Here is a 12,986-nt window from a genome sequence, read left to right on the forward strand (position 1 = left end):
GAGCGCGTCAGAAGACGTTGACGACGACCGTCGACCCCTTGGGCGCGGTCTTCCCGGCCCCGCCCTCGGGCGACTGGGCGTAGACGATGTTGAGCGGGCTGATGCCCTGCGGGTGGCGCACCTCGACCACGAACCCCGCGTCCTTGAGCATCTTCTCGGCCTCGGTGACGTTGCGCCCGTAGGTGCTGGGGATCTCGACGAGCGGCGGGCCGAGCGAGATCACGAGCGCGACCTTGTCGCCGCGGTGCCCCTCTTTGCCGCTCTCGGGCGTCTGGCTGATGACCAGACCTGCGGCGACCGTCTCGGAGTAGTCGTCGGTCGAGCTCGGGTCGAGGCCGAGGTCGGTGAGAGCCGTCAGGGCGGCGTCCTTCTCAAGCCCCACGACCTGCGGGATCGTGACCGGAGCCGGTCCCTGGGAGACGGTCAGCTGGACGACGGTGCTGTGGGGCTGCGAGCTGCCCTCGGGCACGGAGACGGCGAGCACGTCGCCCGCGGGCATGTTGTCGCTGTAGTCGCCGACGGGGTCGCCGACCTCGAAGCCCGCGTCCTCGAGCGCAGCGGTCGCGGCCTCGGCGCTGGTGCCGACGAGGCCCGTCGGGACGTCGAGCATCTTGACCCCGAGCGAGACCAGCAGGTTCACGGCACCGTCCTTGCGGACCTTGCCGCCCGCAGGAGGATCGGTCGAGATCACGGTGCCGGCCGGGAAGCTGTCGTCGTAGGCCTCCTTGACGGTGCTGCGCAGGTCGACGGCCCGGAGCGTCGTCTCGGCCTCGGCCTGCGTCGCGCCCACGAGGTTCCCGGGGACAGCCGTGTAGGCGCCCGGGCCGCTGAGGAACCACCACGAGGCGCCGACCGCGGCTCCGGCGAGGAGCAGGACGACCAGGAACCACCACCAGCCGGCGCGTCGCCGGCGGCGTCGGGGCGAGGGGACGCCGTCGTCGTGGCCGTCGGCCGCCAGGTCGCCGCGCGACATCGCGAGCGTGTGCTGCACGCCCTGACCCTGGGCCGAGGTCGTGACCAGGTGAGCGGTCGACGCGGGGCCGATGCCCGTGAGGACGGTCGTGGGGGTCGAGTCGGGCTGGGCGGCCGAGGGGGAGCCCGGGCGGCCGGTCTGCGGGTCCCCGGCGGTGCGGGAGGCGCCGGCCGTCGAGGCACCCGCCGCGGCGACCCCGGCGAGAACCGCGGTCGCTCCCGAGTCCGGTCCCTTGGCGTTCGAACTGGTCGGGCCGCTGCTCGCGGGGACCGACCGGCGTCCGAGCACCGCAGGGTCGAGCGCGGCGCGGGTCTGGCGCACCAGGGTCAGCGCGGCCGCGGCGTCGACCGGACGGTCGTCGGGGGTGCGAGCCGCGAGGGCGCACACGAGGACGTCGAGCTCGGCGGGGAGCCACGGTTCGACGTCGGAGGGCGCAGGCACGTCCGAGTTGACGTGCTGGAAGGCGACCTGCAGCGGGGTCTCGCCCGTGTAGGGGAGGCGGCCCGTGAGCATCTCGTACGCCATGACGCCGACGGCGTAGACGTCCGTCCGTGCGTCGCAGCGACCCGAGGTGATGAGCTCGGGGCCGAGGTAGGCGACCGTGCCGAGGATGGTGCTCGTCGCGGTCGAGGCGGCCTCGGTCACGGCACGCGCGAGGCCGAAGTCCGCGACCTTGACGTGGCCCGACGCGTCGATCAGGACGTTCTCCGGCTTGACGTCGCGGTGGACCAGGCCCTTGCGGTGGGCCGCGGCCAGGGCGTCCAGGATCTCCTCGAGCAGCTCGAGGGTGCGGCCCACGCTCAGCGCGTGCTCGTCCTGCAGGACGTGGCGGAGCGTCGTGCCCGGCACGTACTCCATGGTCAGGTAGCTGGTCTCGCCGTCGATCCCCTGGTCGTAGACGGCGACCACGCCCGCGTGGGTCAGCCCCGCCGCGGCCCGCGCCTCGCGCCGGAAGCGCGAGACGAACTCCGCACCGTCCGAGCCCTCGGCCAGGTGGGGGTGCATGACCTTGAGCGCGACCTCGCGGTCGAGTCGTCGGTCCAGCGCCAGGTACACCGTGGCCATGCCGCCACGGGCGATCTTGGACACGACCTCGTACCGCCCGTCGACCAGGCGGCCGACGAACGGATCAGTCGTCACAGTTGCCACGTCGGAAGTCTAGGCGTCCCGGGACGTGGAACCGGTGAGGCGCCGCATGGTGGTGGTGGGGGTCGTGAGGACGGATCGTGAGCGACGGGTGGGCGGGCGCCGGTCCCGGAGCCACGTACGCTGGTGCCGTGACTGATGTGACTGACCTCGAGCAGCTCGTTCCCGAGTGGCTGACCCTTCCCCAACTCGCCGAGGTGCTCGGCACGACCGTGACGCAGGCCCGCAGCATCGTCCAGGACCGTCGCGTCGTCGGCGTCAAGCGCGGTGAGCGCACCTCGTTCCAGATCCCCGCGGCCTTCGTGGTCCCGGCGCACCGTGCCAACCCGGCCAACGTCGCGCCGGCCCCGGAGAACCCCGAGGACGGGCGCCACGTGGTGCTCATGTCCGTGCAGGGCACGGTCGCGGTCCTCACCGACTTCGGCTTCACCGACGCCGAGATCATCGAGTGGCTCTTCAGCCCCGACGAGGCGCTGGGGACCACGCCCATGGAGGCGCTGCTCGCCGGCCGCAAGGCCGAGGTGCGACGGGTCGCCCAGGCGCTGCTCTGACGCACTGACCCCGGCGCCGGACGTCCTGCGTCCGGCGCCGGGGTGTCGAATTTCAGGCCGTGCGCTGCACCGCGGCGCGCGCGAGCTCGGCGACCACCTCTGCGCCCGGTGACGCGAGATCGGCCGCGTCGAGCGCCGCGAAGGCCTGCTCGCTCAGCTCGTCGATGAGTCCCTCGACCGCGGCGACCGCGCCGGTCTCGATCAGCAGCCCACGCAGTGTGTCGACCGTGTCGAGGTCCAGCCCGGGGTCGCCCAGAGCGCCCAGCAGCAGCTCACGCTGGGCGGGCGTCGCGGTCCGCAGAGCCCGCGAGACCAGCACGGTCCGCTTGCCCTCGCGCAGGTCGTCCCCGGCGGGCTTGCCCGTCGTGGACGGGTCGCCGAACACACCCAGCAGGTCGTCGCGGAGCTGGAACGCCTCACCGATCGGCAGGCCGTAGGTGGGGACCGCCGCGAGACGGTCGGCGGAGGCGCCGGCGAGGGCCGCCCCCAGCGCGAGCGGGTGCTCGACCGAGTAGCGGGCCGACTTCGAGCGGATCACCGCGCGCGCCCTGGCCTCGTCGGCGTCGAGGTCCTCGCCCCACGGCACGGCCTGTGCGAGCACGTCGAGGTACTGCCCGACCGTGACCTCGGTCTGCATGTCGTCGAAGAGCGTCCGGGTCCGCAGCGCGACGTCCTCGGGGAGCCCGACGAGCGCCCCACGGATCTCCGCCTGGCTCCCGATGAGGCACAGGTCGCCGAGCAGGATCGCGGCCGACGAGCCGTACTGGACGTCGCTGCCCGACCAGGCCGCGTCGCGGTGCCGGGCCGCGAACGCACGGTGCGCCGCAGGGCGGCCGCGGCGGGTGTCGGAGTTGTCCATGACGTCGTCGTGGAACAGGGCGGCCGCCTGGAAGAGCTCGAGCGCCGCGCCCGTCCGGACGGCCGCGCGCCGGCGTCCGTCGTCGACCTGGCCTCCGTGCGCGCGCCAGGACCAGTAGCAGAAGGCTGCGCGCAGGCGCTTGCCGCCCGTGAGCAGGTCGGCCGTGGCCTGGGCGAGGGGGGCGGCGTCCTCGCCGATCGTGGCGAGCTGGGCCCGCTGGGCGTCGAGGAAGGCGCTGAGGGCCGCGTCGACGTCGGGGCGGAGGTGCTCGCGGTCGACGGGCAGGGAGGCGGGCGCAGGGGCGTCAGCAGGCATGACCGCAGCCTAGGTCACGCGGGAGGTGCGACCTGCCCGCTGACCGTCACGAGCCGGGCGTCCTCCGTGTCGAGGACGCCCACGAACAGGGTCTCGGTCGCACCCTCGGGCGTCGCGCGGTTGAACGCGACCTGGCCGCTCAGACCGCCTGTCGAGGAACCCTCGACCGTGCTGAAGCCCGTCGCCGCCATCGTCTGCGCGTAGAAGTCGAGGAGCTCCTGGACCGAGGCGGTCGACGAGAGGTTGAGCGTGACCTGGCGCAGGGACTGGCCCTCGACGTCGGCCGCGGAGCTCGCGAGGACCTGCGCCTCGGGCGGGACGGGGACGACGTCGGCCGGGAAGCCGTCCACGAGCGAGCCCGCCACGGAGCTCACGTCGAACGAGGGCATGTCGGTCGCGGGGGACAGCGCCTCGGGGGCGGGGACGTCGCCCGACGGCGCCACGTCCGTTCCGCGGTCGGGTCCGGTCGGGGAGTCGGCGGGGGCCGAGCAGCCCGTGAGCAGACCGAGCGCGAGGCAGGCCGCGGCGACGGTCGCTCCCACGGTCCGGGGGCGATCGATCGAGTCAGGTGGACGGCGCACCCCCACACCGTAGTCATTGCACGGCACGTGCCTCGACCACAGCCCACGCATGCCTGAGCATGCTGTCCACAGTCACGCGTGCGGCCGCTCCGAGGCGCCGTCCGTGCGCTGGGATGTGCGTCATGACGACAACGATCCGGGCCCGCGGGCCCCGCGAGCTCCTCGCCTACGTCCCCTTCCGGCTCGGATACCGGCCCGACGACAGCGCTGTCCTGATCAGCCTCCGCGCCCCGCGCGGCCGGGTGGGCCTGGTCGCCCGTGCGGACCTGGCCGACCTCGCGGACCTCGAGCACGGCCCGCAGGTCGCACGCACGCTCGTGTCTCACCTGTGTGCCGACGGCGCACGGCGCGCAGTGCTCGTCGTGTACACCGACGTGGACCTGCGCGCGGGCGACGCCTCGGCGGCCCGCGAGCGTGCTGCGGTCGAGCACTGCCGGGAAGCCGCCGAGGACTTCCTCGGCGACCTGGAGGTCTGGGTCGTGGGCCCCCGGGGCTACGCCTCGCTCGACTGCCTCGACGAGGCGTGCTGCCCCGCTGTGGGCAGGCCCCTCACCGACCTCGAGTCCACCCAGGTCGGCGCGCACATGGTTCTCGCGGGGGAAGCCGTCGCGCCCTCCCGGGCCCACTCCTTCGCCATCCCGGTGCTCGAGCCCGCGCTGCGCCGTCGGGCTGCGTGGGAGCTCCTCCCACGGCCCGACGGCGCCGCTCGCCCGGGCACGCGAACGCCCGCCCGGGTGTGCGCGTGCCAGAAGACTCAGAGCAGCTCGTCGAGCCCACGCTCGCGCACCGCGTCGACCATCGACTTGACCTGCTGCGCGCGCGCCCGCGTCGTGACCAGGAGCGCGTCGGGCGTGTCGACCACCACGACGTCGTCGAGACCCAGGACCGTCACGACGCGATCGCTCGCCGGGACCACGACCGAGCCCGCGCTCTCGAGCCGGACGACCCGACCGGCGTCACCCAGGACCTTGGAACCGGACTCGTCGGCCGCAGGCAGCAGCGCGGCGAGCGAGTTGAAGTCGCCCACGTCGTCCCAGCCGAAGTTCCCCGGGACCACCGCGACGCCGCCCACGGCCGCGACGGGCTCTGCGACGGCATGGTCGATCGCGATCTTCTCGAGCCCCGGCCACTCGTCCGCGAGCACCTGGTCGCGCTCGGGGGTGTCCCAGGCCGCGGCGATCCGCCGCAGCCCGTCGTGGAGCTCGGGGCGCTGGTCGGCCAGGTGCCCGAGCAGGACCGAGGTCCGCGTGATGAACATGCCCGCGTTCCAGCGGTACTCCCCCGAGCGCACGTAGCGCTGGGCCGTCAGCGCGTCGGGCTTCTCGGTGAAGCCCTCGGCGTGGAGACCCGTCGGTGCTCCCTCGAGACCGAGCGGCGCCCCGCTGCGGACGTAGCCGAAGGCGGTCGACGGTCGCGACGCCGCGATGCCGATCGTGACGACGTACCCGGCCCGGGCGGCCTCCACGCCCTCCCGCACGGCCTGCTCGAACGCCGCCTGGCCCGTGATGACCTGGTCTGCCGCGAACGAGCCGATCACCACGTCCCCGTGCCGCTGCTCGAGGACCGCGGCGGCCAGCCCGATGGCCGCCATCGAGTCCCGGGGCGACGGCTCGGCGAGCACCGAGTCCTGGTCGAGCCCGGGCAGCTGCGTCCTGGCCGAGGCCACGTGCTGACGCCCCGTGACCAGGACGATTCCCGCCTCGCCGGTCAGGGGCACCAGGCGGTCCACCGTCGCCTGGAGCAGCGAGCGCCCGGTGCCCGCGAGGTCGAGCAGGAACTTGGGGTTGCCGCGCCGCGACAGCGGCCAGAGCCGTGTCCCCGCCCCGCCCGCGGGGATCACGGCGTAGAAACCAGGGACGGCCCGGTCGTCGGTGGACGACTCACCGGGAGCAGGAGCAGGAGCAGGCACAGGAGTGGTCGACATGCTCGAAGCATAGTGACCACGGGTCGAGACGCCGCCCGGGACGTCCGCGAGACCGGCCCCCGACAGTTCCCCGGCGCCCTGTGGAATGAGTCACAATCCGGGGTGGGCGGGGCGCCTGGGAGCCCAGGCGGTCCGCAACCTGACGCCGATGTCACTATGGTGGAACCCCAGAGACGGATATCGACGGACTCCGGCGAGCCCTGGATCTGCCGCTCCTCCCGACTCCTCGGAGCCTCGAGACGGAGCGGTCGTGAACGGCCACCGGCGGACGACGTCGTCCAGCTCGATATCTCACCCCTGAACTCGCCACAGGAGGCCCCTAAAGTGCCCAGTGCACCTGCTGGCACGCTGTACCGCGGCCGTGAAGGCATGTGGTCGTGGGTCGCGCATCGCGTGACCGGCGTGCTCATCTTCTTCTTCCTCCTCGTGCACGTGCTGGACACAGCGCTGGTACGAGTCTCGCCCGAGGCGTACGACGCCGTGATCGGCACGTACAAGACCGTGATCATGGGACTCGGTGAGGCCGGCCTGGTCGCCGCCATCGTGTTCCACGCCTTCAACGGTGTCCGGATCATCCTCGTGGACTTCTGGGCCAAGGGCCCCAAGTACCAGCGCACCATGCTGTGGGTCGTCGTCGGTCTGTTCGTCGTGACCATGGCGGGCTTCCTGCCCCGCCACCTCATGAACGTCTTCGGAGGTGGGCACTGATGGGCACCACGACCACCAGCTCTCCGCTCGCGGCCCCCCGCGACCCGTACAAGCGCCAGAAGACGACGCGCTCGAACTACGAGCTGTACAGCTGGGTCTTCATGCGCGCCTCGGGCGTCGTGCTGATCGTCCTGATCTTCGGGCACCTCTTCGTGAACCTCATGGTCGGCGAGGGCGTCCACGCGATCGACTTCGGCTTCGTCGCCGGCAAGTGGGCCTCGCCGTTCTGGCAGGTCTGGGACCTCCTGATGCTCTGGCTCGCGATGATCCACGGCACCAACGGCGTCCGCACCATCATCAACGACTACGCCCAGCGCGACGGCACCCGCATGGTGCTCAAGTGGGCCCTGTACCTGGCCTTCGTGATCGTCACCGTGCTCGGCACCCTCGTGGTCTTCACGTTCGACCCGTGCCCGCCGAACGCGCTGGACTACCAGCTCCCGTCGTTCTGCTCCGCCTGACGGACCTGCCGGTCGACGTTCCCCCAGACGCCGCCTGACAGCCCCCGTCCCCCTTCCCACTCGTCACAGGAGGCATCGACACCGATGCAAACCCATCAGTACGACGTCGTCATCGTCGGAGCAGGCGGCGCCGGCATGCGCGCGGCGCTGGAGTCGTCCGGCAAGGTCCGCACGGCGGTCATCTCGAAGCTCTACCCCACGCGGTCCCACACCGGCGCGGCGCAGGGCGGCATGTGCGCCGCCCTCGCGAACGTCGAGGAGGACAACTGGGAGTGGCACACGTTCGACACGGTCAAGGGCGGCGACTACCTCGTCGACCAGGACGCCGCGGAGATCATGGCCAAGGAGGCCATCGACGCGGTCCTCGACCTCGAGCGCATGGGCCTGCCGTTCAACCGCACGCCCGAGGGCAAGATCGACCAGCGACGCTTCGGCGGCCACACGCGCAACCACGGCGAGGCCGCGGTGCGCCGCTCCTGCTACGCCGCGGACCGCACGGGTCACATGATCCTCCAGACGCTCTACCAGAACTGCGTCAAGCAGGACGTCGAGTTCTTCAACGAGTTCTACGTCCTGGACCTCATCACGGACCACGACCTCGCGGCAGAGGACGTGCCGGACGGCGAGACGGTCAACGCGACCGGCGTCGTCGCGTACGACCTGGCGACCGGCGAGATCCACGTCTTCCAGGCCAAGGCGATCATCTTCGCCACGGGCGGCGCCGGCAAGATCTTCAAGACGACGTCGAACGCGCACACGCTCACCGGTGACGGCATGGCCCTGGCCTACCGTCGCGGCCTGCCGCTCGAGGACATGGAGTTCTTCCAGTTCCACCCGACAGGTCTCGCCGGGCTCGGCATCCTCCTCTCGGAGGCTGCCCGCGGTGAGGGCGGCATCCTGCGCAACGGCGAGGGCGAGCGCTTCATGGAGCGCTACGCCCCGACCATCAAGGACCTCGCGCCGCGCGACATCGTCGCGCGGTCGATGGCCAACGAGGTCCGCGAGGGACGCGGCGCAGGGCCGGACAAGGACTACGTCCTGCTCGACCTGACGCACCTCGAGCCCGCGCACATCGACGCCAAGCTCCCGGACATCACGGAGTTCGCGCGCACGTACCTCGGGATCGAGCCCTACACCGAGCCCGTGCCCGTCTACCCCACGGCGCACTACGCCATGGGCGGCATCCCGACCAACGTCGGTGGCGAGGTCCTGCGTGACGGGCACAACGTCGTCCGCGGCCTGTACGCGGCCGGAGAGGTCGCGTGCGTCTCGGTCCACGGCTCGAACCGCCTCGGGACCAACTCGCTCCTGGACATCAACGTGTTCGGCAAGCGCGCGGGCCGTCAGGCCGCCGCGTACGCCGCGACCGCCGAGTACCGCGAGCTGCCGGAGAACCCCGCCGCCGCGGTGATCGCCCAGCTCGACGAGATGCGCAACCGTCCCGACGGCGAGCGCGTGGCGGACGTCCGCAAGGCGCTCCAGGAGACCATGGACGCCAACGCCCAGGTGTTCCGCACGGGCGAGTCGCTCAACCAGGCGCTCTCGGACATCCGCACCCTCCAGGACCGCTACCGCAAGGTCTCGGTCCAGGACAAGGGACGCCTGTTCAACACCGACCTGCTCGAGGCCATCGAGCTCGGCTTCCTCCTCGACATCGCCGAGGTCACGGTCATCGCGGCCATCAACCGCAAGGAGTCGCGCGGCGGTCACTACCGCGAGGACTTCCCGGACCGCGACGACGCCAACTACATGCTCCACACGATGGCCTACCGTCGCCCCACGGCCGCCGGCGACACCGCCGACGGGCACGTGGAGGGATACTTCGACCACGTCGAGGAGTTCGATTCCTACAAGATCGTGCTGGGTTCCAAGCCCGTCACCCAGACCCGGTACGAGCCCATGGAGCGTAAGTACTGATGACTGCCACACTCGAAGCCCCTGCCGGTTCGGAGAAGACCGAGGTCGGCGCCGTGCCCTCCTTCGAGGTCACGATCAAGCTCCGCCGCTACAACCCCGAGTCCGAGCACGGCGAGGACGCGTACTGGGAGGAGTACACGGTCCTGGCCCACGGCACGGACCGCGTGCTCGACGCGCTGCACAAGATCAAGTGGGAGCACGACGGCTCGCTGACCTTCCGTCGCTCGTGCGCCCACGGGATCTGCGGCTCGGACGCGATGCGCATCAACGGCCGTAACCGTCTGGCGTGCAAGACGCTCCTCAAGGACGTCAACCCGGACAAGCCGATCACCGTCGAGCCCATCAAGGGCCTGCCGGTCATCAAGGACCTGGTCGTCGACATGGAGCCGTTCTTCGCCTCCTACCGCGAGATCATGCCGTTCCTCATCACGTCGGGGAACGAGCCGAGCAAGGAGCGCCTGCAGTCGGCCGAGCAGCGCGAGCGCTTCGACGACACGACCAAGTGCATCCTGTGCGCGGCGTGCACGTCCTCGTGCCCCGTGTTCTGGACCGACGGCCAGTACTTCGGTCCGGCCGCGATCGTCAACGCGCACCGGTTCATCTTCGACTCGCGCGACGACGGTGCGACGCAGCGCCTGGAGATCCTCAACGACAAGGAGGGCGTGTGGCGCTGCCGCACGACCTTCAACTGCACCGAGGCGTGCCCTCGTGGCATCGAGATCACCAAGGCGATCCAGGAGGTCAAGCGCGCGATGATCACCCGCGCGTTCTGACGTTCCTCCCGCACTGCCCGACGGCGGTCCCCGGCTCCGGCCGGCGGGCCGCCGTCGGAGTCTGGCGGCTCAGATCTTGACGGACACCCGCGGCTCGCGGCCGCGCCGCACCCCGCGCACCACGGGACTCCAGGGGTACCCGTAGCCGGCCCCGCGTCGGACCTCCGCCTCGAGCCGCTCCTCCTGCTCGGCCTCGGCCTGCGCACGCAGCTCGTCCGCGGTCGGTTGCGCGGGCGGGTCCGCGATCCAGGCCGCGACCATGAGCAGGATCCGGGTCACGAAGTTCGCGAGGAGCAGGATCGTGACGAACGTGGCGAACGAGCCCAGCAGCGCGTTGCGGGACGAGCTGCCGACGATCACGCTCGTCCCGAGGTAGCGCAGGACCCCGAAGGCTGCCGCGGCCGTCAGGGCACCGATGTACAGGTCCTTGCGGGGCGGGCGTACTCCCGCGACGAAGCGGATGATGAGCAGGACCACGACGGCGTCGAAGAAGAGCCCGACGAAGATGCCGACCACGGGCACCAGGACCGATGCCAGGACACCATGGCCGAAGAGCGTCGCCCCGAGCGTCTGGACCACGACCGTCGCGGCCGCGGAGATGACGACGCTGATACCCAGCACGGCGAACCCGCCGAGCTCGCGCAGCTTGGACAGGACCGGGTTCTGCCCCACGTTCGTGAGCGAGAACATCGCGCGGGTCGAGGTGCGCAGCGCGGCCATGAAGGAGATCGCGCTGAAGAGCAGCACGAACACCGCGATGATGCTCGACAGGTCGAAGCCACGGTCGAGGATCAGGTCCTCGGGCGAGATGATCCCGTTGCTGCCGTCCCCGGTGTCGATCAGCCCCGGGATCGCCTTGTCGATCTGTGCGAAGATCTCGTCCCGCAGCTCCTCACGGTTGCCCAGGAAGGCCATGAAGGCCGTGTAGAAGATCGTCAGGCCGGCGAACAGCGAGAACAGGGCCGAGTAGGCCATGCCGCCGCACAGGAGCGCCCCCCGCTGGACCCCGTACTGCGCGAGGGCCCGAGCGGGCCGGGTCGTGTTCCACCAGGCCTGCACCGCCTTGGCCCGGGTCGTGAGCCGGGCCACCAGGCCAGGAGCCTCGTCGTCGGGCGTCGTGGGAGAGGTCATCGCCCGAGCCTAGGAGAGGAACCCCCGGCTCACCCGTCCGACAGACCGGAGAGCTCGAACCGGCGGGCCGGACGCCAGACCCCGTCGTCGCCGTGCTCGTAGAGATGGATGCCCGTGACGTCGAACGCGGCCTCGAACCCCGCCATCTCCTCGAACGCCAGGTCCAGCGCCTCGTCGTCGACCTCGTGGGCGACCGTGACGTGCGGGTGGTAGTTGAACCGGAGCTCCTGGTCGAGCACGCCCGAGCGCACCGCGCCCTCGAGCTCCTCGCACTCCGCGATGCCCTGCGCGACGATCACGAAGACCACGGGCGACACGGGCCGGAACGTCCCGCTGCCGCGCAGGATGACCCGGAAAGGCGCAGCCTGCGCGGTCACGCGCTCGAGGTGCGCGTACACCTCGTCGAGGGCCGACTCGTCCACGACCGTCGGGCCGAGCAACGTGATGTGCGGGGGGATGTCCCCGGCGAACGGGTCGCCGAACGCGGCACGAGCCTCCTGGAGCGCGGGGCCGAACGGCTCGGGGATCTCGATCGCGATGCCGATCCGCACCTGCGACGGACCGCGCTCGGGCAGGTTCATCAGCGGTTCCGACGGGCCGGCAGCAGGCCGACGCGGTCGTAGATGCGGTCCAGGGTGGTCTGGGCGAGCCCCCGCGCTCGCTCGGCGCCGCGGGCCAGGACCGCGTCGAGCTCGGCCGGGTCGGACAGGTACTCGTTCGCACGGGCCTGGAACGGCGTCAGGAAGTCCACGACGACCTCGGCGAGGTCCACCTTCAGGTGCCCGTACCCCTTGCCCTCGTAGTCGGCGGCGATCGCCTCGACCGGACGCGAGGTCAGGGCCGAGAAGATGGTGAGCAGGTTGGAGATGCCGGGCTTGCTCGCCGGGTCGTAGCGGATCTCGTTGTCCGAGTCCGTCGCCGCAGAGCGGATGCGCTTCGCGGCCGCCTTGGGGTCCTCGAGGAGCCAGATGACGCCCTTGCCGCCCGACGACGACTTGCTCATCTTGGCGGTCGGCTCCTGCAGGTCGTAGATCTTCGCCACGGCCTTGACGATGTGGGGCTCGGGAACCACGGCGGTGTCCTCGCCGAACCGCGAGTTGAGGCGCTCCGCGAGGTTGCGGGCCAGCTCGAGGTGCTGACGCTGGTCCTCGCCCACGGGCACGAGCGCCGCGTCGTAGAGCAGGATGTCCGCGGCCATCAGGACCGGGTAGGTGAAGAGGCCCACGGTCGTGCCGTCGGTGCCCTGCTTCGCGGACTTGTCCTTGAACTGGGTCATGCGACCCGCCTCGCCGAAGCCCGTCTGGCACGACAGCACCCACGCCAGCTCAGCGTGCTCGGGGACGTGCGACTGCACGAACAGCGTCGAGGTCTCGGGGTCGACTCCCCCGGCCAGGTACTGCGCTGCGGTACGACGCGTGCGCTCGCGCAGCTTCGCGGGCTCGGGGTTGACCGTCAGGGCGTGCATGTCCACGACGCAGTAGATCGCGTCGTACGACTCCTGCAGCGCGACCCATTGGCTCAGAGCCCCGATGTAGTTGCCCAGCTGGAGCGAATCCTCCGTGGGCTGCATCCCCGAGAAGATGCGTGGACGCCGTTCACCGGGAACCTCGTTGACCATTGCCCCATTCTGACAGGTCGACGTGCGTC

General features: G+C 71.2%; 12 protein-coding genes and 1 pseudogene. 6 read left to right on the forward strand and 7 right to left on the reverse strand.

Features of this window, described 5'->3' with window-relative positions; genetic code table 11:
- Positions 1-7: 7 nt before the first annotated feature.
- Entirely contained in the window at positions 8-2,122 is a 2,115-nt protein-coding gene (pknB, locus tag H9641_RS09870; RefSeq protein WP_191803298.1) for a Stk1 family PASTA domain-containing Ser/Thr kinase, read from the reverse strand.
- Between the two features lie 128 nt (positions 2,123-2,250).
- On the opposite strand from pknB, the gene H9641_RS09875 reads away from it, so the two are divergent.
- Positions 2,251-2,670 (forward strand): Rv2175c family DNA-binding protein, encoded by a 420-nt coding sequence (locus tag H9641_RS09875; protein WP_191803300.1) that lies wholly within the window; start codon positions 2,251-2,253, stop codon positions 2,668-2,670.
- 52 nt (positions 2,671-2,722) lie between these two features.
- Here H9641_RS09875 and H9641_RS09880 read toward each other — a convergent pair whose 3' ends face one another.
- Together H9641_RS09880 and H9641_RS09885 are read right to left on the reverse strand one after the other, a co-directional pair.
- Positions 2,723-3,844 carry a polyprenyl synthetase family protein gene (locus H9641_RS09880; protein WP_191803302.1) on the reverse strand — a complete coding sequence of 374 codons (1,122 nt, stop codon included), beginning with the start codon at positions 3,842-3,844 and terminating at the stop codon, positions 2,723-2,725.
- 14 nt (positions 3,845-3,858) lie between these two features.
- A complete protein-coding gene (locus H9641_RS09885; protein WP_191803305.1) occupies positions 3,859-4,425 on the reverse strand; it encodes a hypothetical protein in 567 nt (188 codons plus the stop codon).
- Positions 4,426-4,547: 122 nt separating this feature from the next.
- On the opposite strand from H9641_RS09885, the pseudogene H9641_RS20920 reads away from it, so the two are divergent.
- Positions 4,548-5,168 (forward strand): annotated as a pseudogene (locus tag H9641_RS20920) (DUF4192 family protein); the annotation flags it as partial.
- Positions 5,169-5,179: 11 nt separating this feature from the next.
- On the opposite strand, the gene H9641_RS09895 reads toward H9641_RS20920, so the two are convergent.
- Positions 5,180-6,349 carry a mannose-1-phosphate guanylyltransferase gene (locus H9641_RS09895; protein ID WP_191803307.1) on the reverse strand — a complete coding sequence of 390 codons (1,170 nt, stop codon included), beginning with the start codon at positions 6,347-6,349 and terminating at the stop codon, positions 5,180-5,182.
- Positions 6,350-6,673: 324 nt separating this feature from the next.
- Here H9641_RS09895 and sdhC point away from each other — a divergent pair, with 324 nt between their 5' ends.
- The 4 genes from sdhC to H9641_RS09915 all read left to right on the forward strand — a co-directional run bounded on the left by sdhC (position 6,674) and on the right by H9641_RS09915 (position 10,208).
- The gene (gene sdhC, locus H9641_RS09900) at positions 6,674-7,057 is read left to right on the forward strand and encodes a succinate dehydrogenase, cytochrome b556 subunit (RefSeq protein WP_191803309.1); all 384 of its coding nucleotides are present in this window, start codon (positions 6,674-6,676) and stop codon (positions 7,055-7,057) included.
- Complete coding sequence (locus H9641_RS09905; protein ID WP_191803311.1) at positions 7,057-7,518, forward strand: succinate dehydrogenase hydrophobic membrane anchor subunit; 462 nt, start codon at positions 7,057-7,059, stop codon at positions 7,516-7,518. Before sdhC ends, H9641_RS09905 begins: the two co-directional genes overlap by 1 nt.
- Positions 7,519-7,602: 84 nt before the next feature.
- Entirely contained in the window at positions 7,603-9,435 is a 1,833-nt protein-coding gene (gene sdhA / locus H9641_RS09910) for a succinate dehydrogenase flavoprotein subunit (RefSeq protein ID WP_056650310.1), read from the forward strand.
- Positions 9,435-10,208: a succinate dehydrogenase iron-sulfur subunit gene (locus H9641_RS09915; protein WP_056650307.1), complete on the forward strand. Its 774-nt coding sequence runs from the start codon at positions 9,435-9,437 to the stop codon at positions 10,206-10,208. The genes sdhA and H9641_RS09915 overlap by 1 nt, the downstream gene beginning before the upstream one ends.
- Positions 10,209-10,277: 69 nt before the next feature.
- Here H9641_RS09915 and H9641_RS09920 read toward each other — a convergent pair whose 3' ends face one another.
- Genes H9641_RS09920 through trpS form a run of 3 tightly spaced genes read right to left on the reverse strand, consistent with a single transcriptional unit; the run spans position 10,278 to position 12,957 of the window.
- On the reverse strand, positions 10,278-11,339 hold the full coding sequence (locus H9641_RS09920; RefSeq protein WP_191803313.1) for a YihY/virulence factor BrkB family protein: 1,062 nt from the start codon (positions 11,337-11,339) through the stop codon (positions 10,278-10,280).
- Between the two features lie 29 nt (positions 11,340-11,368).
- A complete protein-coding gene (locus H9641_RS09925) occupies positions 11,369-11,920 on the reverse strand; it encodes a 2'-5' RNA ligase family protein (RefSeq protein ID WP_191803315.1) in 552 nt (183 codons plus the stop codon).
- Positions 11,920-12,957 (reverse strand): tryptophan--tRNA ligase, encoded by a 1,038-nt coding sequence (gene trpS, locus H9641_RS09930; RefSeq protein ID WP_191803317.1) that lies wholly within the window; start codon positions 12,955-12,957, stop codon positions 11,920-11,922. Before trpS ends, H9641_RS09925 begins: the two co-directional genes overlap by 1 nt.
- Positions 12,958-12,986 lie beyond the last annotated feature (29 nt).

The organism is Oerskovia merdavium (genome assembly GCF_014836755.1).
GTDB classification, from domain to species: domain Bacteria; phylum Actinomycetota; class Actinomycetes; order Actinomycetales; family Cellulomonadaceae; genus Oerskovia; species Oerskovia merdavium.

Bases quoted from the DNA above. Each gene is read 5' to 3' on its own strand.
- H9641_RS09915 (WP_056650307.1), top strand. From the start codon at position 9,435: ATGACTGCCACACTCGAAGCCCCTGCCGGTTCGGAGAAGACCGAGGTC.
- trpS (WP_191803317.1), bottom strand. From the start codon at position 12,957: ATGGTCAACGAGGTTCCCGGTGAACGGCGTCCACGCATCTTCTCGGGG.
- H9641_RS09880 (WP_191803302.1), bottom strand. From the start codon at position 3,844: ATGCCTGCTGACGCCCCTGCGCCCGCCTCCCTGCCCGTCGACCGCGAG.
- sdhA (WP_056650310.1), top strand. From the start codon at position 7,603: ATGCAAACCCATCAGTACGACGTCGTCATCGTCGGAGCAGGCGGCGCC.
- H9641_RS09925 (WP_191803315.1), bottom strand. From the start codon at position 11,920: ATGAACCTGCCCGAGCGCGGTCCGTCGCAGGTGCGGATCGGCATCGCG.
- H9641_RS09905 (WP_191803311.1), top strand. From the start codon at position 7,057: ATGGGCACCACGACCACCAGCTCTCCGCTCGCGGCCCCCCGCGACCCG.
- H9641_RS09920 (WP_191803313.1), bottom strand. From the start codon at position 11,339: ATGACCTCTCCCACGACGCCCGACGACGAGGCTCCTGGCCTGGTGGCC.
- H9641_RS09895 (WP_191803307.1), bottom strand. From the start codon at position 6,349: ATGTCGACCACTCCTGTGCCTGCTCCTGCTCCTGCTCCCGGTGAGTCG.